We start from the raw sequence: 20,608 nt of genomic DNA, 5'->3' as shown, positions 1-20,608 counted from the left end.
TCGGTTAACTCAATTGACAAAAGCCTGGAAGTTGGCCATTTTATAAGTTTGTGGTTAGGTACGGACCGGTCGATGAACCTCTATTCGCGGACATTTTCGTTTCTCAAGCCGTTCTGGAAGCAGTTGGTGACAGCGTCGAGTTCTGCCGCCATGTACTCGCTCCTGACCGGGCTTATGCTCTGGATGATCGGCCCGCTGCTGATGACGCTTTTCCAGGTTGAGTCTGGTCCGCTGTTCGAGTCCGGACCGGTAGAAACGCAGCCCGCCCCCCTGACACTTACGGAGCCGGTCGCTCCCGGTCCGATCGCCCCCGAAATCGCCCAGGGCTGGATCTACCACCTGAAAGACGCCCTCAAGGGGTGGATCGATCAGGCAGTCCAGGGAGATTCGCACGCCTCGACCCTGGCCAACTTCTGCGTGCTCATCCTCATAGTCGCTCTGATCAAAAACATCTTCTACTACATCCAGGCCTACTACATGGTTTGGGTTCAGCAGTCGGTCATGCGAAGTTTTCGTGACCGGCTGTTCGCCAAGTACCAGCGGCTGTCGCTTGCCTATTTTCATTCCAGGCGCACCGGTCAGATCATTTCGCGGGTTACCAATGATGTCGCCGTGCTGAACGAATCGATTGACATCGGCTTCAACCAGTTCGTCTCCGATGCCGTTCTGACTCTGGTGCTGGCGATTTCGCTGGTGATTCTGAGCTGGGAATTGACCCTGATGGCCGCGGTGGTGCTGCCGGCGGTGTTCGGATTCATCTGGTTTATAGGCCGCAAGATGCGCAAGTATTCCGAGCGGGCGCAGCGCAAGATGGCCGATGTCAACTCGGTGCTCGAGGAAGCGATCAGCAACGTGCGCATTGTCAAGGCGTTCTCGATGGAAGATTTCGAATCGAAGAAGTTCTTTCGCACGACCTTCGATTACTTCCGTGCCCTGGTGCGTATGCGTCGTATCCGTCACCTGTCGTCGCCGATAAACGATCTGCTGGCCACGATCGCCGGAATAGTCATCCTCTACTTTGCGGGCACACGGATAGTCCAGGGTACGGGGGCGCTGGACGCCGGCGACTTTATTACTTTTGTGCTGGTCATGTTTGCCATGATCAAACCGGTGAAATCGCTCTCCCAGATTCACGTAAAAATACAGGAGGGGATGGCGGCATCGGAGAGGATTTTCGGCGTGCTCGATGCGCCGGAAGATGTCAGCGAGAAAGTCAATGCCCGAACCCTCGATCATTTCAGCGGTTCGATCCGTTACGACAATGTGTCCTTCTCCTACAAGGGTACGAGCGAAGTCCTGAGCGATGTTTCGCTCGAGGTCAGGCGGGGCGAGGTTATCGCCGTAGTGGGTCCGTCGGGTGCGGGCAAATCGACCCTGCTCGACCTGCTGCCGCGATTCTACGATCCGCAGAAAGGGGCTATCAGCATCGATCGTGTCGATATTCGCGACCTGTCGCTTAGATCACTTCGCGGCCTGATGGGCATTGTCACCCAGGAGACGTACCTTTTTAACGATACCGTGCACAGCAACATCGCTTATGGCCAAAACGGTATCGCGCCGGGAAAAGTCGAAGAGGCGGCGCGGATGGCCAACGCGCACGAGTTCATCTCGGCGCTGGAGCACGGCTATGATACGCTGGTCGGCAACCGGGGGGTGAAGCTCTCCGGGGGACAGCGGCAGCGGGTGGCAATCGCCCGCGCGCTTCTGCGTAATCCGCAGATATTGATATTCGACGAGGCAACATCGGCGCTGGACACCGAATCGGAAGCGCAGGTACAGGAGGCGATCGACCGGTTGATGGCCAGTCGCACAGTTCTGGTGATCGCGCACCGTTTATCCACGGTCAAGAATGCCGACCGCATCATAGTGCTGGACAAAGGGCGGATAGTCGAGTCCGGGACTCATGACGAGCTGATGTCCCGTGATGGTCTGTATAACCGGCTTTATCTGATGCAGTTCAGGGACTGGGGATGAACCTGCTCTTTCTCGATTCGGTCGACGCGCGGACTTTCGGGGGATACGAAAACTGGATTCTGCTAACGGCGCGCCACTTTCTGGAGCGCGGTCACCGGGCGACCGTGGTAGGGCGTCCAGGCGCCGAGTATCTCCGACGGGCCTCGTTACTCTCAGACAAAATCGAAGTGGTCGAGTTGCCAATTGCCGGGGATTTTAACCCAGCGACAATCGTCCGTATGAGGCGCCTTCTCCAGGATCGGCGGATCGATCTTCTGACGGTGAATTTCAACAAGGACGTCCGCCTCGGCGGGTTGGCCGCGCGCTGGTACGGTCGAACAAAAGTCTGCTGGCGAATGGGGCTTGACGTAACTCGCAATGGGTGGGCGCACCGATATTTGTCGCCCCGGCTTGTTGATGGCGTCATGGTATGCTCGCACGCCCTCAAACGACAGGTGACACGGCATGGCTATCTGTCTGATGCCATGGTGGAAGTGGTTCATATCGGTATCGAAGACCGAGTTTTTGAGAGACCGAACCCGCCCGCCGCTGCTGCGCTCAGACAGAAATATCGGCTGGATGCTGACAGCCTGGTCGCCGTAACGGTCGGACGATTCGTCGATCAGAAAGGACATATCTATCTGGTAGAGGCGGCCCCGGAGATTGTTAGACGGGTGCCTTCGGCGGTTTTTCTCTTGCTCGGCGATGGTCACCTCGAGACTTTGCTGCGCACGCGAATCGCTCAGCTTGGCTTGGATAACCGCTTTATATTCGGCGGCATGCTGGATAACATCGACGTTGAGCTAGCCGGCGCCGATTTAATGATCCACCCCGCCGTGGAAGAACCGGCGTCCTTTGCCATAGTCGAAGGTATGAGGGCCGGGTTGCCCACCGTGGCCAGCCGGGTGGGTGGTATTCCGGAAGAGCTGACAGACGGTAAAAGCGCACTCCTGGTGCCGCCGTGCGATTCGAGTCAATTAGCCGAGGCAGTAATCAAGATGCTCTTGTCGGCCGAATTGCGAGCTAAGTACAGTCAAGCGACTCAGCAGCGCTGGCGCGAGGAGTTCCGTCTTAGCACCATGATGCGCAAGGTGGAGACATACTTCGGAAAGTTGTTGGAACGGTAGGTTGCGCGGTGAGCTTGCTTAACTGGCTGGAACATCGTACCAAAGACGCCGTGTTCGGATTGTGCCGGCTATTCTTTCGCAAGGGGCGCACCCCGGCGCCGGCTATCGATGGTGCGCGCATATCCAAAGTACTGTTCCTCCGCCCTGAGAAAATCGGCGACATGGTGATCTCGCTGCCCGTGTTCGATGCTCTCCGAACGCGATACCCTCACATCCGCATATCCGTGCTGGCATCCCCGCGTAATGTAGCTCTCATAAGGAACGATTCGCGCTTCGAACGAATCTTCATATACAGAAAATGGCAATGGGAGGACTTTCGGCAACTGGCCGCAGTTCGCAGGGAGCATTTCGACTGTGTGATCGACATGATCGACAATGACTCGGTAACAGCGCTCTTTTTTTCGCAGCTTGCGGGCAAGCGGTCGGTGAGGATCGGAGTCGGCAAAACGCGCCACGCTATCTTCTATGACTACAACCATATTCACTCTGACGGAATCGGCGAGCATATAGTCGACAACACGTTGAAGCTGCTGGCGCCGTTCGGCATCAACGGGTCGACAGTGTCCGGTTTCGCGCCGCCGTTCATGACGGCTGAGGCGCGCGCTAAGGCCGAAGCCGCCGTGGCGATCGACCCGCCCGGAACGCTCAGATTCGGCTTTAACCTCTCAGCGGGCAAACCGAATCGCATCTGGCCGCGGGAAAAGGTCATCGCGCTCTGTCGTGCTTTGATCTCATGGAAAGCCGATAGCCGCATCGTCCTGATATCCATGCCTTCGGATCGAAGAAACGCCGAAGAAGTGGCGGCTGAGGCAGGTGATCGTGTGCGCCTTGCTCCCGCCGGCATGGGCCTGATCGAGGTGAGCGCCCTGATTGCGCGGCTTGATCTGCTGATCTCGCCGGATACGTCGCTGATTCATATCGCGCGCAGCTTTCAGATTCCGGTGGTCGGTCTTTACAATCGAGCAGCCAAGAATTTCCGTCGCTGGCAGCCATATCGCCAGCCGGACGGCGCGGTGGTCGGCGCCGATGATGACACTATCGCCGATATCAGCGTTGACCGAGTGTTCGAGCGGGTGAAACAGGTGCTCGCGCGAATGAAGGCGGGGCAAGAATGAAAAAGCTTTCGGTGGTGATAATCGCCCGCAATGAAGAGGCCAATATCTCGCGGTGTCTCGAGTCCGTGCAGTGGGCCGACGAGATCATTGTTGGCGATTCCGGCTCAGACGACCGAACTGTGCCTATCGCTCAAAGCTACAGCGCGAAGATTGTCACGTATGTCTGGCGCGGCTTTGGTCCGGCCAAACAGATAGTAACCGATCACGCCGAGGGTGAGTGGATTCTCTCTATCGACGCCGACGAGGAGGTCACTTCGGACCTGGCGGACGAAATCAGGGCGGCGATTGCCGACTCCGGAGGCATCGTGGGGTTCCGGCTGCCGCGGCGCACGCAGTTTCTTGGCCGATGGATCGCCCACGGCGGCTGGTATCCGGACCTGGTTTTACGCCTCTATCGTCGTGGCCGTGGTCGTTTCACCGACGCGCATGTCCATGAGGAGGTGCTGGTAGATGGTCCTACGGGATGCCTCGGACATGATCTGCTGCACTACAGCTATCCAAATCTCGATGTATATCTCGATAAGCTCAACAAGTACACGACACTCGCCGCAGAGGACGCGCTGCGAAGAGGTCAGACCGCCGGTCCGGCGCGGATCATTTTCAACCCGCTTGCCAAGTTCCTTAAACAGTATATACTGAGAGCCGGGTTTCTCGACGGTCGTGAGGGGCTGCTGTTGGCGGTGCTCTCGGCCGGTTATGTGATGACCAAATACGCGAAGCTCTGGGACCTGCGGCGAGGAAGGATTCGGAGTCGGAGTAAATCTGATGCCGGAGATTGATTTACAATCAGGCGATCGACTGCTGATCTGCCGCACCGATCGCCTCGGCGACCTGGTCCTTGCGTTGCCGTTTGTCGAAACGCTGAAGGCGCGCTACCCGGACTGCCCGGTTGACGTAATGGCGTCGCTGTATGCATCGCCCATCCTCGAAAACAACCCCGGCATCGATCGAATCGTGCGAGTCCAGAACGATCAACTCGTTTCCAGCCGCAACTACCGCAAGGAACTGGAGCAGCGGGTCAAGAAGGGAAACTACAAGGCGGCGGTACTGCTCTATCCGGAGCGGCAGATCAGTCGCCTGCTCTATCGCATGGGCGTACCGGTGCGGATTGGCACCGCAGGTCGGTTTCATTCGGTGTTTTTCACACATCGGCTGCTGCATAGCCGCAAGTCGAACAAGAAGCACGAAGCGGAATACAATCTCGACTTCCTGGAGTATTTCCGTCCAGGGCGGACGATCACTCATCCTACGGTCTACCCGACCGCCAAGGAATTGAAGAATGCGCGGCGGATACTCGAGATGCGGGGAATAGACACGCCGTTCATGGTCATTCATCCGGGCTCGGGCGGCTCAGCCGAACGCTGGCCGATGCGCCGTTTCCTCGAGCTATACGCCGCCCTGAACCGGAGAGGGCACACGGTTGTTATCACAGGATCGGACAGCGAGGGAAAAGCGGTACGGGAGTTGGCTGTTGAGATGGGCATCGCGATCAAAGAGTTGACCGGTCAAACCGATCTTAGGACCTTAGCGGCCGTTCTCTCGCTGGCGTCGACAGTGATTGCGAATTCCACCGGGCCGCTCCACCTGGCTGTAGCGGTGGGTACTCGGGTGGTGGGGCTTTATCCCGGTCGGCAAATCATGTCGCCGGTGCGCTGGGGGCCGATCGGCGAGGGGCATCGGGTGATGCAGCCGGAATCCGATCCCTGCCGCTGCCCCGCCGGCCAGTGCCGCTGCATGGAGACGATTACAGCCGAGCAGGTAGCTGAGGCTGCTGGAGCAGTTTATGACGGTGCCGTCAGAAAGTAAACCTCAGGTCAAGTACAACCTGGCGCAGTTTATCATACAGGTCGAGGCGCTCAACGCCAATATCGACGTAGCCCTGTTGCGCCGGGCATACGAGGTTTCGGACACGGCTCACGCCGGCCAGCGGCGCTCCTCGGGCGAGCCGTTTATCGAGCACTGTCACGAGGTGGCGCTCTTCCTGGCGGAACTGCACATGGACTCGACCACTCTTGCCGCCGGGCTGCTTCATGATGTGGTCGAGGACACGCCATGCACTCTCGAGCAGGTTCGCGAGGAGTTCGGCGACGAGGTGGCCGACCTGGTCGACGGTGTCTCCAAGATCAGTGCGGTCGAGTTCAACTCGATCGAGGAGCAGCAGGCCGAATACTTTCGCAAGATGCTCCTGAGCATGGCCAAGGATATCCGCGTGATCATCATCAAACTGGCCGACCGCATGCACAACATGCGCACGCTCGAAGCGCTGCCGCTCGCCAAGCGGAAACGGATCGCCCAGGAGACACACGACGTTTACGGCCCGCTGGCGCACCGTCTCGGCATCTATAAGGCCAAAACCGAGCTGGAGGATCTTGCGCTCAAGCACCTGCAGCCGGAGATTTACGCGGAGCTGGCCAAGGCCGTGAAGGAGAAGAAGGAAGAGCGCGAGGCCTACATCGAGGAGATAACCAAGCCAATAAAGGAAGCGCTCGCCAGGGACGGCATCAAAGCGGATGTCTACGGGCGAGCCAAACACCTCGACTCCATCTATCACAAGATCGTCAAACGCGGCGTACCATTCGATCAAATCTACGATTTACTTGCTATCCGTGTGATCGTGCAAAACGAGCGCGAATGCTACCACACCATGGGTATTCTCCACGCCATGTGGAAGCCGGTGGCGGGACGGTTTCATGACTACATTGCTAATCCCAAACCGAATGGGTACCGCTCGCTTCACACGACCGTTTTCGGCCCACGCAATAAGACAGTCGAAATCCAGATTCGCACGCGCAAGATGCACGAGTTCGCCGAAAACGGAATCGCCGCCCACTGGCTGTACAAAGAGGGGCGACAGTATCTCAGCCGCGACGACAAACAGATGATCTGGCTGCGCGGCGTGCTCGAATGGCAAAAAGACGACCTGCTCAATCCGACCGAGTTTATGGAATATCTCAAAATGGATCTCTACTCGGAGGACATCTTCGTCTATACGCCCAAAGGGAAGTTGGTTCACTTGCCGCGGGGCGCTACGCCGCTCGACTTTGCGTTCCAGATTCATACCGAGATCGGTTTCCATTGCGCCGGAGCGAAAATCAACGGCCGTCTTCAGCCGCTGTCAACCAAGCTGCAATCGGGTGACATGGTTGATATAATAACCAATCCGACCCACACGCCGTCACACGACTGGCTCAAACTGGTCAAGACGTCGTCGGCACGCTCGCGTATCCGTCGATGGCTGAACCAGGCGAAGTTCGAGCAGTCGGTGGCGCTCGGAAGAGAGATACTCGAGCGCCGTTTGAAAGAGATGCGGTTGGCGATGCCGAACGATGCCCAGCTTCAGGAATACGCAGAGCATCTCGATCAGAAGTCCGCCGAAACCATGCTCGCTGCGATCGGCAGCGGGGCGCTGGCACCACGGCTGGTCATCAACCTGATTCATCCCGAGGACATCCCCGAGGCGCCGCCGGGAATTGTCGGTCGGCTGGTCGAGCGTATCCGCGGCACCAAGGGTGTGCGGGTTCAGGGGATGGCCAACATGATGTTCCGTTTCGCGGGCTGCTGTCAGCCGGTGCCGGGCGAGGACATCGTCGGTTTCATCACGCGAGGTCGCGGCGTGACTATCCATCATGCCAGTTGCAAGCTGGCAATCGACCTGGCCAACCAGGCGCCGGAGCGGAAAATCGCTGTTAGTTGGGACGCCGGCATGGACCAGTCATTCGTGGTGCAGCTCGATGTGGTCGTTGAGGACCGCAAAGGGATGCTGCACGATATCACCGAGGCTATTGCCGATTCCAATACCAACGTGCGCGGCGCGGAGATCTATTCACTCGACACGACCGCGCAGGGAAAGTTTCTGATCGAGGTATCAAGCCTGTCACATCTCAATCGGATTATCGACAAGATGAAGAAGGTAAAGGGTGTGATCCAGGTGCAACGTTCCCGTCGCTACGACCCGGGGGAGTAGGGGGCATGGTGACCCACCGTTGTTCTTGTGGGCGGCAGACCTCCCGGTCTGCCCCATCCATCTCGTTGACCGAAGCCGCGGACTCGCCATGGCGTCGAGAGGTTTCGACACCCTCGCGGGTTGCACTAAGCAGTGGTTGTCGAAACCGCCCGAAGCGGGCCGGTTTCGACCTACAACTGTCTCGATGGACGGGCAGAAGAAGTCGTCTGCCGCGAACGAAATGCCGTAACGGCTCCTCTGCGGGCGGGGCTCGTCTTGTCTTACAACCCTTGACATCGCTATCTTGAATGCTGATTTTTGGCGCGTGTGTGCCCTTGTCCACGAGTTTCGAGCTCAAGCTCAATGTCTAAGGAGGATACGATGAGCAAAACTGCTACCGCTCTGTTCCTGACAGTGCTTACCCTCGCAGGCAGCGCTCTGGCTGCTCCCGGCGACACCCTTAAGTCAATCCCAGCGCCGTATATGTGCCCGCAGGGACTTGCCTACGACGGCAAGTACCTCTGGTGTGTGGATCGGCGGAGTGATCAGATCTACGCTGTCAGCCGCACCGACGGCGCCATTCAGGATTCGATCTCAACCCCCGGCTACGTGCCGCGCGGACTGGCGTTCGACGGCAGACTGCTGTGGGTAGCCGACGCTGAGGAAGAGCGTCTATTCGCGATCAATCCGTCCAGTAAGATAGTTGAGCGAACAATTCCGAGTCCAATCTCCGAACCCACGGGTCTGGCGTGGGACGGCAAGCGCTTGTGGATCAGCGGCGACGGGTACAACAAGATTGATCTTATCAGTATCGACGACGGCACTACGATTGTATCTATCCCGTCACCGACGTCGCACACGACAAGTCTGTCTTATGATGGCGCGTACCTTTGGGTAGCGGACCGGTTTGCGGATCGGATCTACATGGTCGCGCCGGTGCGCGGGGACGTGGTCATGAGTTATCCGTCGCCGGGGCCGTACCCGTGCGGGTTGGCCTGGGACGGCAAGAACCTGTGGGCAGTGGACTATCAGACTGATCGGATATACCAGTTGGTTCGCGATGATGACACACCCTATGCGCGCACCAAAGTCAAAAAGCAGAAGGTCGATTTCCTGCACCAGGTACGAAGCTTCGGGCCGGATACTCTGAAAACACTCGATGTCTACATGGCGCTCCCAGAGAGTTTTGCGAACCAGGATCTTCTCAGCACTGTTGAGTTTTCACCGACAGTTACCGACGTGCTCACTGATAAGTGGGGACAGAAGGTGGCACATTTCCGGTTTGACGATCTCGGCCCGGATCAGTTCACCGAGCTGCGCATGACAGTCTCGGCTAACATGTACGAGACGAGATTCTTTGTGTTCCCGGAGAAGGTCGGTCGCCTTGACGAAATTCCCAAGGCCATCCGCGATGAATACTTAGTGGATGACACCAAATTCGATATCGGCAGCAACACTATCCGCCAGGCCGTACAGGACGCCGTGGGAGTGGAGACGAACCCGTACTGGATCGCACGCCGCATCCAGCAGTATTGTGTCGACAAGCTCGAATACGAGCGGGTCGGCGGATGGAATGTCGCTCCGGCAGTGCTCGAGCGGGGCAACGGTTCATGTTCGGAATACACTTTTGTATACATCGCCATGTGTCGCGCGGCCGGGCTTCCGGCGCGATATGCCGGTGCGATTGTCGTACGCAACGATGACGCCTCCTATGATGACGTGTTTCATCGCTGGGTGGAGGTCTACCTGCCGGGGTACGGCTGGGTGCCGGTGGACCCGTCGCGGGGCGACAGCAAATGGCCGGCGGATGTAGCCGGTTCATTTGGTTTTGTTGCAAACAACTGTTTGGTGACGACTGTCGGCGGGGGCGGCTCGGAGTACATGGACTGGGGTTACAACGGCAACGAGCGGTGGACGTCGAAAGGGAAGTGCAAGGTAGTGGTCGAGAACATCGGCGAGTGGACGCCGGTGGAGTAGTGACGCGAACTTGAGGAGTGACGGTGGGGCGGGATCGCTTCGCGGTGCCCCACCGCCTGCGGTGGGTGAGGATTGAGCGGTAACATTACGCGCACCAAACAGGATCATCGTGCCGCTCGCACCGTCGTCTCCTCCCAATCTGCTCCCACCCCAAGGGGTGGGGCACCAGACTAAAGAGGTGGTTGTGTTTATAATCGGCAGGGTTCCACCCCTGCCGCTCGGTGTCTCTACAGGCTCGGAGGCCTGCCGACCGATGAAGTGATGTGTCGGGATGGCAAGCATCCCGCCCTACAGCTGGAATTCCAGACGCACGCGAGTTTAAGATTGTCCAAGGGGGCAGACGAGGACGTCTGCCGCCCACAAATAGCCGGCTTACTGCGTTCCCAATCCCAGCGTCCGCCATCGGCGGACTGGGGCACCAGATCCCCGTCCTAACTTTTCACCATCGGATGCGAATTTGCGCTCACCCCAGCCGGTACTGCCACGCGAATATCATGTGCGAGATTGATTGATGGGCGGGCGTCCTCCAGACCGAAGCCCTGTCCGGCCAGAGTGCGGCGGTAGACCTCGGTGTGCAGGTCGGTGAACCCCTCGGAGAACTCGACTTCCTTGCCGTCGATTGAGATAGAGCGATAAGTCGTATGCTCTTTGGCCTTGACTTCGTCCGGCAACATGCTGCGATCAATCGACAAGAACCACCGCACGCGCGCCCGCTGAAGCTCCAGATATCCTGCTACCGAGGTCGCCTGAGAAACGTGCAGCTCGTTCTTCTCCACCGGGCCGAAAAGCCAAATCAGCAGATCAAAGAAGTGAATGCCGATATTAGTCGCCAGTCCGCCGGAACGATCGACATGACCTTTCCACGAGACGAGATACCACGGCCCGCGTGAAGTGATATATGTTAGTTGCACCTCATGCTTATCCGACGGCCGCTCTTTCTGAATCCTTTCGCGCAGCGCAATCAGCGCGGGATGGACTCGTAGCTGCAACACAGTATTGATCTTCCGCCCGCTCTCTTGCTCGAGTTCGGCGAGGGCGTCGATATTCCACGGATTCAGCACCAGCGGCTTTTCGCAGATGGCGTCGGCGCCGACCCGAAGCGCAAACCGGCAGTGGGCGTCGTGCAAGTAGTTAGGCGAGCAGATTGAAACATAGTGAATGCGCTGTGAGTCATCGAGGCGGCGGAGCTTTTCGATATGCCGATCGAACCGCTCGAACTCGGTAAAGAACGCTACATCGTTGAAATACCGGTCGAGAATGCCGACCGAGTCGGCCGGGTCGACCGCCGCCACCAAGTTGTGGCCGGTCTCTTTGATAGCCTTCAGATGGCGCGGGGCGACATAGCCGCCGACCCCGGTAATCGCGAAATTCTTCGCCATGCGGTATCTCTGTCCTCTCACAGGTTGGTTTTCGCCGGGCCGTAATATATGAGTCGGCCAATCGGAAGCCAAACGATAATCCGGTCGTCTATTCTACCCGCAGCGCCTCGATTGCGTCGACACGGGCGGCGCGCGCTTCCGGATACGCCCCGGCGGCAATACTTACCACCAGGCCGAACCCAAGCGCGAGCAGCACCAGCCACCTGGGGAGGGCGAACAATTCGATTTCGTCGAACCCTTCCCGCGCCATGAAATAGCGGGCCACTGCCGACGATACCCGGCTGACCGCCCAGCCAAGAGCTATTCCGGCAAGCGAACCGATGAGGCCGATAAGGGCAGACTCAAAGAGGAACAGCGTGCGGATATCACCCTCGGCCGCGCCTAAAGATTTCAGCACGCCAATCTCGCGCCGCCGCTCCATAATCGACACAACCATGGTGTTGACAATGCCGAGCGAGGCGGTAACCAGCGCAATCATCCCCACCAGGGCGAGCGCCATGTCGAAGTAGATGAAGAACTTCTGGATTTCCTCGAATTCCTCGGCGTAGCTAAACGATCGGAAACCGCGAGCCTCAACCGAATCCTTGATCGGCTTGAACGGCAGATGGGGATCGAGCTGCAGGGTCACGCGCGGGTAGGTCTGATATCCGGGGTCGCCCGCTTCATTGAAGAACCCGCCGCCGCTGAGCGCAGCATACAATTCGGTCGGGTCGTTGGACATCCCTTCCGACGAAAACCGCCCGGCGGTAGCGACCGGCACGAGAATCGGTTCGAGCCGACTTTGCCCTTCGCCGGTCTTCAGCACGCCGACAATAGTAAGCGTGTCGGTGATCGTGGTCGGATGATTGAAGATCCCGTCGCTGAACCGGACTACCGCCTGATTGAGTTCATTGCGGACGATCCGCTTCGGGAATTCGACACGCCGCACTGAGTCGATCCAGCCTTTGACGAATACCCGATCGGCAAGGTCTGACGATCCCCGAAGCACGTGCACCAACCCGGAATCGAGGCGAATCCGCTGAACCGATACGACCAATTGTTGCCCGATGATTGATTCGGCTGAATCGATTCCGGCCTCACGAAGAAACATCGTTGTCACCACGGCCTCACGGGCCGAATCCGACTCAAACAACCGCCCGGCCTCCAAACGGGTGAACATCTTAGTAGTCGTAGCGCTATGAGGGACCGCCTGCGCCTGAATCTTCAGGGCGGTGTCGGCGGTCGCCGCCGTTACCTCGTAGGCGTTGTACGGATACGCCAGATCGACTCCGGGCAGTCCGGCCAGCCAGGTTACTACCGAGTCGTTGAGCGGCGACGGTTTGGTGGTATCGGACGATTCCCCGTTGGTCCTGGGGTAGACGTACATCGTGCTGAACAGTCCGAGCTGATTGAACTGTTCGGTAACATACTTCTGATTGCCTGCGCCGAACGAGAGCATGGCGACAAACGCGCCGATCGCGATCATCACGCCGGAGTTGGTCAGAAACGAGCGCAGCTTCATCCGCCAGAGGTTACCTAGCGGGATACTGACCTTGTCGTAGAAAGTCATGCTATCGGCTCTCCGGCCATTCGTCCATAGACCAGGCGGACCGTCCGATGGGCATACTGCGCCGCAAGTTCGGTGTCGTGCGTGACCATGAGCACTGTGATGCCATGCCGATTCAAATCAGCAAGAATCGCCGCGATCTGTCGGCTGTGCTCGTAGTCGAGATTGCCGGTCGGCTCGTCGGCAAACAGCATCTCCGGGCTCTTCACCAGTGCCCGGGCGATCGCGACACGCTGTTGTTCGCCGCCGGATAGGCCGGCCGGTCTGTGATCGAGCCGGTCACACAGGTCGAGCCGCTCAAGGGTTTGGCGCGCCAGGCGGGCGCGCTCCGCGCGAGCCGTCTGATTGAAATAAAGCGCCAGTTCCACATTCTGGAGGGCCGTACGGTGGGCCACCAGGTTAAATGACTGGAAGATCATCCCGACTCGGTTGGCGCGATAGGCGGCCAGCTCCCGGCGCGAAAGATCACCCAGCCTGCGGCCGCCGATTTCGATATGCCCGGAAGTGGGGGTGTCAAGACCGGCGAGCATGGCCAGTAAAGTCGATTTGCCCGACCCCGATGCCCCATCAGTGCCAGGAACTCGCCTTCGTCCACGGACAGACTCACGTGGTCGATCGCCCGTACCTCTTGCGGACCCCGCCTGAAGTAGCGGCAGAGATTTGTGGTCTTAAGGAGCGGGGTTTCCATCGTGGTTTTGCTGGTCCTCGAGTGTCCGTTCTTGTTAACTACGTAATATCGCGCGAGAGGTTCAAGCAAAACTGCGATTCCGAAAGCACGAATCCGTTTGACCGGTGCTCGGCCGCCGCGTATCATGGCCGGGAGAAGTACTAAGCAATGACGGCGAGGAACAGATGAAAGAGACGGTGTTGCGGCTGCTGCCGGAGATAAACGAGATAACCGACCACAAATTACGTGAGCAGGTCATCGCGTGCTGGAGCGAGGCGATCCAATTCCGTGGCTGGACCGAAGAACTGCTGCGGAACATGCCATTTACACTGCTGGCCGAAAACGTGCAGATCACGTTTATCAGTCATGTGCGGGCGGTGTGCGCGATGTGTATCGCCTGCGACAAGGTTTTGAGTGACTTCCACGACGCCAAACGCACGCCGGTCAATCGTGATCATCTCGTTGCCGGGGCGCTACTGGCCGATGTCGGTAAGCTGCTCGAGTTCGAAATTGTCGACGGCAAGCCGGTGAAATCCAACTATGGTATGCATATCCGGCATCCGTTCTCGGGAGTTGGGCTCGCTTTCAAACACGGACTACCATCCGAGGTGATGCATATTATCGCCACGCACTCCAAAGAGGGAACAGGCGAGAAACGCAGCCCGGAGAGCATTATCTTCCATCACGCTGATTTTATTGATTTCGAGCTGGTGAAATAGCATGGCGCAGAACCTCATCGAAAAGATTGTCCAGCGGTTCGCGGTTGGTCTCGAACCGGGGCAGGAGGTTCATGCGGGAGACTTCGTGTCAATTCGCCCGGCCCATGTTATGACTCATGACAACACCGGCGCGGTCATTCCGAAGTTCACATCTATCGGCGCCACGAAGATCCTCGATCCACGTCAGCCGGTGTTCACGCTCGACCACAACGTGCAGGACCGGAGCGAGGCGAATCTCAAGAAATATGCCGCGATCGAGGCGTTCGCCAAACAGCACGGAATCGACTTCTATCCGGCGGGGCGCGGTATCGGACACCAGATTATGTGCGAGGAAGGATACGCCTGGCCGCAGACATTGGCGGTGGCCTCGGACTCGCACTCCAACATGTACGGTGGATTGGGATGTCTCGGCACTCCAATCGTTCGCACCGATGCCGCCGCGATTTGGGCCACTGGTCGCACCTGGTGGCAGGTGCCGCCGGTGGCCAGGGTGGAGCTGAACGGGCGGCTCCGCGCCGGCTCGACCGGCAAGGATGTCATCATCACGCTGTGCGGCGCTTTCAATAAAGACGAGGTCCTGAACCATGCAGTCGAGTTTTGCGGCGATGGGGTCGCGCATTTGTCAGTTGACTATCGGCTCGCAATTGCCAATATGACCACCGAATGGGGGGCGTTGGTCGGCCTGTTCCCAACCGACAAGGTCACGCTGGATTGGCTGCGGAGGCGATCAGAGTTTGTGCGAAGGCGCGGGCCGACCGGGCAGCCGTCCGAGGCGGGCGCGACAGACGGATCAAGCACCAGATTGAACGACAAGAGGATAGATGGATTATCTAAGAATATACTTTATGCCGATCCGGACGCCTTCTACGCTAAACAGCTAAAGCTCGACCTGTCCACGGTGTCGCCGCACGTATCCGGCCCGCATAACGTCAAGACGTACACGTCGATTCCGGAGATTCGCAAGCGCCATGTCAAAATCCAGAAGGCGTACCTCGTCTCCTGCGTGAACAGCCGTGTCGAAGACATCGCCGCTGCCGCGAAAGTGATCAAGGGGAAGCGAGTCGCTGACGGTGTTGAATTCTACATCTCGGCGGCGTCGAGTGAGGTGCAGGCCGAATCAACCCGCCGTGGCGACTGGCAGTCGCTGACCGATGCCGGCGCGAGAGAGCTTCCGCCCGGCTGCGGGCCGTGTATCGGTTTGGGAGTCGGCCTTCTGCAGGACGGCGAAGTGGGGATCTCGGCGACCAATCGCAATTTCAAAGGCCGGATGGGTTCGCGCGACGCACAGGCTTATCTTGGTTCGCCCGAGGTAGTGGCCGCGTCGGCGGTGGCCGGGTATATCGACGGCCCGGACGTCGGCGACGTACCCGAGGTGAAGGCGTCGACAACCGTTGCATCGCGGCCCTCCACACGACCTACCGTATCCGTACTGAAAGACTTCCCAAATGAAATCGCGGGCGAATTGATCTTTTGCCATCAAGATAATCTCAATACCGATGGTATCTATCCCGGCAAGTACACCTATATCGATGACTTCACCCCGCAGCAGCAGGCGCAGGTAGTCATGGAGAACTACGATCCGGAGTTCGGTACGATTGTCAACAAAGGTGATATCCTGGTCGGCGGGTTTAATTTTGGCACCGGCAGCTCGCGCGAGCAGGCGGCTACGGCGTTGAAATATCGCGGCATCAGGCTGGTGCTGGCCGGCTCGCTGAATCAGACGTACCAACGCAACGCACTCAACAACGGTTTTCTCGCGCTCGAAACACCTGGTCTGTGCCGTGACCTGAAGCAGCGGTTCGGTACGGACGCTCTTACTGTGCGGACAGGTATAACGGCAAAGATCCGTTTCGATACGGCGACTCTCGAAGCGGGCGGCAAGACGTACGCGATTGATCCGGTGGGTGTCGCCGCACAGGAGTTGGTGATTGAGGGCGGGCTGGAAAATTGGGTAAAGAAGAAACTGTAAGGCGGATCCGTTTCGCCTGGCCGCTGTGGCGTAGTCTCGACAATGTGCGAAACGTCACCTTGAGCTTGTCGAAGGGTGACATCAAGGGTGCGAGTTATGCTTCGACAGGCTCAGCATGACATAGCAGGGCAGAGGCCCGACGGTCCCGGCAATGCGCATGGAAACGGCAGAACCGCCAAGGGTTCTGCCCTACGCTATTTGTGAGGTAAGAAGTACATGGCGAGTCACAAGAAGATCGACAGGAACTGCGTGCACCTCGCGGGAGAGTTTTTTGTTGCTGCGGAACTCTGCAAGAGGGGTTACAACGTGGCGCTGACAATGGGGAATGCCAAAGCGATTGACATTCTGGCAGAGAAACGGGGAGGAGCTGCCCTGGTTCAGGTGAAGAGTGTGCAGCGCAAGACCGGTTGGCCAATCATGAAGGACAAGATAGAGAAGAATGTGGTCTACGTACTGGTCTGCTTGAACGAACCCGGGGAACCGCCGTCGTACTCCATCATGACCGAGCACGAAGCAAGGGAAAGCACGAAGCAGTACCCCACGCGAGGAGTCATTTGCCATGCCACGGCAATGAAACTGGGTCATCGTGAGGCATGGCACAAGGTAGAAGAGGCTTTAAGGCACTCGCCCAGATAGAGAGCATCATTAGATTGAAACGAACGTGGCACCCATGGCGATCCTACAAGAAACCGGATTCCCGTGGTCATGCTTCGACAGGCTCAGCATGTCTTTGAGATGGCAGAACCACAACAGCCGCTCGCTTCCGCGCGCGGCGCCTGGGTTCTGCCCTACAAGGAAACAACTTCTGAAAGCAACACATGCCAGACAAGTCAATCTCCCGCCAGATCGCTGAGTTCGCGGTCGGGCTCGGCTACAATGACCTGACACCTGAAGCGATTCATGAGGTCAAGCGGTATCTCTATGATTCGCTTGGATGTGCCTATGGTGGGTATCACACCAAGGACGTGGGCATCCTCCGCGGGATTTACACAGATATGGGCGGGAAGCCTCAGGCGACCCTGTTCGGTTTCGGCGACAAGCTGCCCGCAGCCAACGCCGCACTGGTCAACTCGCTGATGATCCGCGCACTTGATTACAACGACATCTACTGGAAAGAAGACCCGTCGCACCCGTCGGATATAATACCGGCGGCGCTCTCGGTGGGCGAAATGGTGGGCGCCTCGATGAAAGAAGTCATCGTTGGAATCGTCCTCGCCTATGAGTTTGAAATGCGGCTGTGCGAGTTTGCCGTTCCCGGCGTGCGCGAGCGCAAGTGGCACCATGCCACACTGACACAGTTCGTCTCGCCGATTGTCGCGGGGAAGATGCTTGGCTTGACTGTCGATCAGATGGTCCACGCGATCGGTATCAGCGGCTGCCATAATCACACGATCGGCTGTCCGACAGCCGGGAAACTCACCATGATGAAGAATACGGTCGATCCGATGGCGGTCCAGGCGGGCGTGGTGGCCGCGCTGATGGCGCGGCGCGGATATACCGGCACCGAGGCGGTGTTCGAGGGGAAAGAGGGGCTGATGGATGTATTCGGTCCGAAATGGGAAAAGGATAATCTGCTGGGCGGGCTGGGCACGAAATTCAAAATCCTCGAATGCTCGATGAAGGGCTTTCCGACCGAGGCGCTCACCCACACGCACCTGACCTGCATGTTGAAAGTGATCCGCGAGAACGATATCAAGCCGGAGCAGATTGAAACAGCGACAGTGACCACTATCGCCCGCGCTTGTGATATCCTGTTTGATCCGCACAAATATCGCCCCGAATCTCGCGAGACTGCCGATCATTCGTTGCCGTACTGTCTCGCGGCCGCGATTGTCGATCGCCAGATCAGCACGGCGTCGTTCTCGGAGGAGAAACTCAAAGACCCGCGCATTTGGGCGGTGATCGACAAGATCAAGGGCGAGGCATCTATGGAATTCGAGAAGATGTTCCCCGCCAAACAGCCGTCGAAAGTGGTCGTGCGCACCGAAGACGGTCGCGAGTACTCCGCTTATCTCGAATATCCGAAAGGTGATCCCCGCGAGCCTATGACCGAGGAGGACCTTGATATCAAGTTCGCGGGCCTGGCCGAGAAGTTACTGAGCGCCGAGCGGCGGCAGAATGTCAAAGACACGATCTTCAATTGCGAGAAACTCTCCGCTCCGGAGTTCATGCAGGCGACAGTAGTGTGAGGGGGTAGCAGAAAGCACTCGGAATTGTCACTGCGAGCGGACATGCGCCGCGTCCTGGCGGTCGCATCGTAGCGCGGCAATCTCAACATGTTATGTAGGTGCAGGTTGAGGTCGCCACGGCTCCTCCCGCCCCGTATGAGTCGGGCGGGACGAGCCTCGCGATGACACGGATAGGCTGTAGCGATAAGCATGGAATCAGCAGTAACGGGCCGGGTCGGATAGTGAGCTGACGCCGTGCGGGAGCGTCAGTTCTTGCGCGTTTTGTCTTGACAATCACACTTGAGTAAGCCAGTTTTCTGTTGCGAGTTTCAAGGCGTTAATTCATCCCGGGATGCGACAGGTAGTGCGACAAACTACCCAAGCCGCACCGGAAATGGGAGGATAACATGTCTGAGAAGTGGCGGCGATTCCGATTCCGAAGTGTCAGGAGATTGCGTCGTCCGTCGGACGATCTTAGCGCCTTCCCCTGGCATATCGGCGTGGTTCCCAGGCCGACCGGTCCCGACGACGATTCGGTTGGGGCCTCCGTGTGGAGAACGGCTGTATTTGTGGTGCACGGTATCGGCACACAGACGGTCGCGGAAACTGCCGCGGCGCTGAGATCGGGCACTGACGATCTGCTGGAGCGTCTTGATCGCAACGCCCGCTTTGACGGTCCGTCGCTGCCGCCGCCGTACATCCGCGACGGCTACTGGGCCAATTACGACGACGTCAGAACTACTTTCGAGAAGGAACTGCGCCCGTACAACGAGCCCACGAAGCTCTTCTTTGAGACCCTCTGGAAGCAGCGGCTTTTTTCGGCGCTTGGGACAGTCGGGTGGCTTATCGGTCAGCAACTCCGCCTTCTTTGGGCGGCGCTCACTCTTCGAGTCAAGCCGTGGGCCGGGTTGGTCTATGTGTTGATGCAACTGCCGCTGCTGTTCAGTTGGTTTTTCGCATGGCTGCGGCATCCGCGAGTCGTGTCCGGTTATCTGACCGATGTCCGCCTTTACATGCGCCCGAAAGGGGTAACCGAGGGGGCGATAGTTCAGCGCATCGATCAAGTGGTGCGAACCCGCTTCATGCAGCTTCTCGGGCTCAGTCCCGATTTCGAGCCGCTGCAGGACCACGAGAAACTCGATGTCGCCGGGGAGAGGTACGCATTCGAGAAGGTCGTCTGGGTCGCGCACAGCTTGGGCACGGTGATAAGCTACAACGTGCTTGCTGATCTTTTCAGGCGCGCGGAGGAAATTGACCGGCTCCCGGCGGGACCGGACAACGATACTCGAAAAAAAGGTGTCGCTCTATTTCGCAATGGTCTCGTGCGATTCGTGACCCTCGGCAGTCCACTTGATAAAGTTGCCACGCTCTATCCTCATCGGTTGACACCGTGGACCGCCGCGGCATACGCTCATGCGACCACGCACGCAGCGCCGTGGTGGGTCAACTGCTACCATGTGCTCGACCCGGTCTCGGGTTCGCTCGATGCGCGTCGCATATGCCGGGTCGTTGAGCCGGCCAATTTCCATATCAGGCTCGCCCATCTTCCAGTGCTGGCGCACCTCGCGTACTGGCGCGATGTCAAGAGCCTGTGGTTCGCGCTCGACCCGATATATCCGAGTGTGTTCCGCAAGGAACAGCCGCCTAAACCGATGGTGTCGTGGCAGCTGACACTTCTGGCATTCGCGGCTTATCTGATTTGGACAGTCTTGCTTGCCGCGGTAATTGTTGCCGGGGTGATCTGGCTTGTCGCGTCGTGGACGGGCGCTTTGGCGAGGAAGGTATCAGCGAAGTAAGGGGAGGGAGTACTCCCAAAAGACGCCACTATTCTGCTTCGGACCAACGGCGTCAGGTCACCGCCCGACCCTGTCCCGTGAAACGGGATTCGACCGGGATCAACACCTGACACAAGTTTGATCTAGTGCCATAGCAACTATTAGTTGCTAAGAATATTCAACAAGTGCATATTGGTTCCTCAAGGAGGAACTGGTATGGCCCGTCCGGTAGAGATCAGGTTGCGTCGACTGCGGCCGCAGGAACGACAC

15 protein-coding genes are annotated in these 20,608 nt (G+C 58.2%); 12 read left to right on the top strand and 3 right to left on the bottom strand.

Going from position 1 to position 20,608, the window contains the following annotated elements:
• Positions 1 to 72: 72 nt before the first annotated feature.
• The 7 genes from AB1772_06425 (at position 73) to AB1772_06395 (ending at position 10,115) form a co-directional block, all read left to right on the top strand.
• Positions 73 to 1,974 (top strand): ABC transporter ATP-binding protein, encoded by a 1,902-nt coding sequence (locus tag AB1772_06425; GenBank protein ID MEW5795980.1) that lies wholly within the window; start codon positions 73 to 75, stop codon positions 1,972 to 1,974.
• Positions 1,971 to 3,080 (top strand): glycosyltransferase family 4 protein, encoded by a 1,110-nt coding sequence (locus tag AB1772_06420; protein ID MEW5795979.1) that lies wholly within the window; start codon positions 1,971 to 1,973, stop codon positions 3,078 to 3,080. Before AB1772_06425 ends, AB1772_06420 begins: the two co-directional genes overlap by 4 nt.
• A gap of 8 nt (positions 3,081 to 3,088) precedes the next feature.
• On the top strand, positions 3,089 to 4,195 hold the full coding sequence (locus AB1772_06415; protein ID MEW5795978.1) for a glycosyltransferase family 9 protein: 1,107 nt from the start codon (positions 3,089 to 3,091) through the stop codon (positions 4,193 to 4,195).
• Positions 4,192 to 4,974, top strand: a complete 783-nt coding sequence (locus tag AB1772_06410; protein ID MEW5795977.1) for a glycosyltransferase family 2 protein — start codon at positions 4,192 to 4,194, stop codon at positions 4,972 to 4,974. The genes AB1772_06415 and AB1772_06410 overlap by 4 nt, the downstream gene beginning before the upstream one ends.
• Positions 4,961 to 6,001, top strand: a complete 1,041-nt coding sequence (locus AB1772_06405) for a glycosyltransferase family 9 protein (protein ID MEW5795976.1) — start codon at positions 4,961 to 4,963, stop codon at positions 5,999 to 6,001. The genes AB1772_06410 and AB1772_06405 overlap by 14 nt, the downstream gene beginning before the upstream one ends.
• Positions 5,979 to 8,159: a bifunctional (p)ppGpp synthetase/guanosine-3',5'-bis(diphosphate) 3'-pyrophosphohydrolase gene (locus tag AB1772_06400; GenBank protein ID MEW5795975.1), complete on the top strand. Its 2,181-nt coding sequence runs from the start codon at positions 5,979 to 5,981 to the stop codon at positions 8,157 to 8,159. The genes AB1772_06405 and AB1772_06400 overlap by 23 nt, the downstream gene beginning before the upstream one ends.
• A gap of 360 nt (positions 8,160 to 8,519) precedes the next feature.
• Entirely contained in the window at positions 8,520 to 10,115 is a 1,596-nt protein-coding gene (locus AB1772_06395) for a transglutaminase domain-containing protein (GenBank protein ID MEW5795974.1), read from the top strand.
• Between the two features lie 431 nt (positions 10,116 to 10,546).
• On the opposite strand, the gene AB1772_06390 is transcribed toward AB1772_06395, so the two are convergent.
• The 3 genes from AB1772_06390 to AB1772_06380 form a co-directional block, all read right to left on the bottom strand.
• Entirely contained in the window at positions 10,547 to 11,494 is a 948-nt protein-coding gene (locus AB1772_06390; protein MEW5795973.1) for a Gfo/Idh/MocA family oxidoreductase, read from the bottom strand.
• 88 nt (positions 11,495 to 11,582) lie between these two features.
• On the bottom strand, positions 11,583 to 13,043 hold the full coding sequence (locus AB1772_06385) for an ABC transporter permease (protein MEW5795972.1): 1,461 nt from the start codon (positions 13,041 to 13,043) through the stop codon (positions 11,583 to 11,585).
• The gene (locus AB1772_06380) at positions 13,040 to 13,570 is read right to left on the bottom strand and encodes an ATP-binding cassette domain-containing protein (GenBank protein ID MEW5795971.1); all 531 of its coding nucleotides are present in this window, start codon (positions 13,568 to 13,570) and stop codon (positions 13,040 to 13,042) included. Before AB1772_06380 ends, AB1772_06385 begins: the two co-directional genes overlap by 4 nt.
• A gap of 262 nt (positions 13,571 to 13,832) precedes the next feature.
• Between AB1772_06380 and AB1772_06375 the strand changes: the two genes are divergently transcribed.
• The 5 genes from AB1772_06375 to AB1772_06355 all read left to right on the top strand — a co-directional run bounded on the left by AB1772_06375 (position 13,833) and on the right by AB1772_06355 (position 20,359).
• Positions 13,833 to 14,426 (top strand): hypothetical protein, encoded by a 594-nt coding sequence (locus AB1772_06375; GenBank protein MEW5795970.1) that lies wholly within the window; start codon positions 13,833 to 13,835, stop codon positions 14,424 to 14,426.
• Position 14,427: 1 nt separating this feature from the next.
• Entirely contained in the window at positions 14,428 to 16,395 is a 1,968-nt protein-coding gene (gene lysF, locus AB1772_06370; GenBank protein MEW5795969.1) for a homoaconitase, read from the top strand.
• A gap of 216 nt (positions 16,396 to 16,611) precedes the next feature.
• Positions 16,612 to 17,031 carry a hypothetical protein gene (locus tag AB1772_06365; protein MEW5795968.1) on the top strand — a complete coding sequence of 140 codons (420 nt, stop codon included), beginning with the start codon at positions 16,612 to 16,614 and terminating at the stop codon, positions 17,029 to 17,031.
• Between the two features lie 182 nt (positions 17,032 to 17,213).
• The gene (locus AB1772_06360) at positions 17,214 to 18,584 is read left to right on the top strand and encodes an MmgE/PrpD family protein (protein ID MEW5795967.1); all 1,371 of its coding nucleotides are present in this window, start codon (positions 17,214 to 17,216) and stop codon (positions 18,582 to 18,584) included.
• A gap of 386 nt (positions 18,585 to 18,970) precedes the next feature.
• Positions 18,971 to 20,359: a hypothetical protein gene (locus AB1772_06355; protein MEW5795966.1), complete on the top strand. Its 1,389-nt coding sequence runs from the start codon at positions 18,971 to 18,973 to the stop codon at positions 20,357 to 20,359.
• Positions 20,360 to 20,608 lie beyond the last annotated feature (249 nt).

It is taken from the genome of Candidatus Zixiibacteriota bacterium (assembly GCA_040752815.1).
Taxonomy (GTDB): Bacteria; Zixibacteria; MSB-5A5; order GN15; family FEB-12; genus JAGGTI01.
This window is presented reverse-complemented; position numbering and strand designations above follow the sequence as displayed.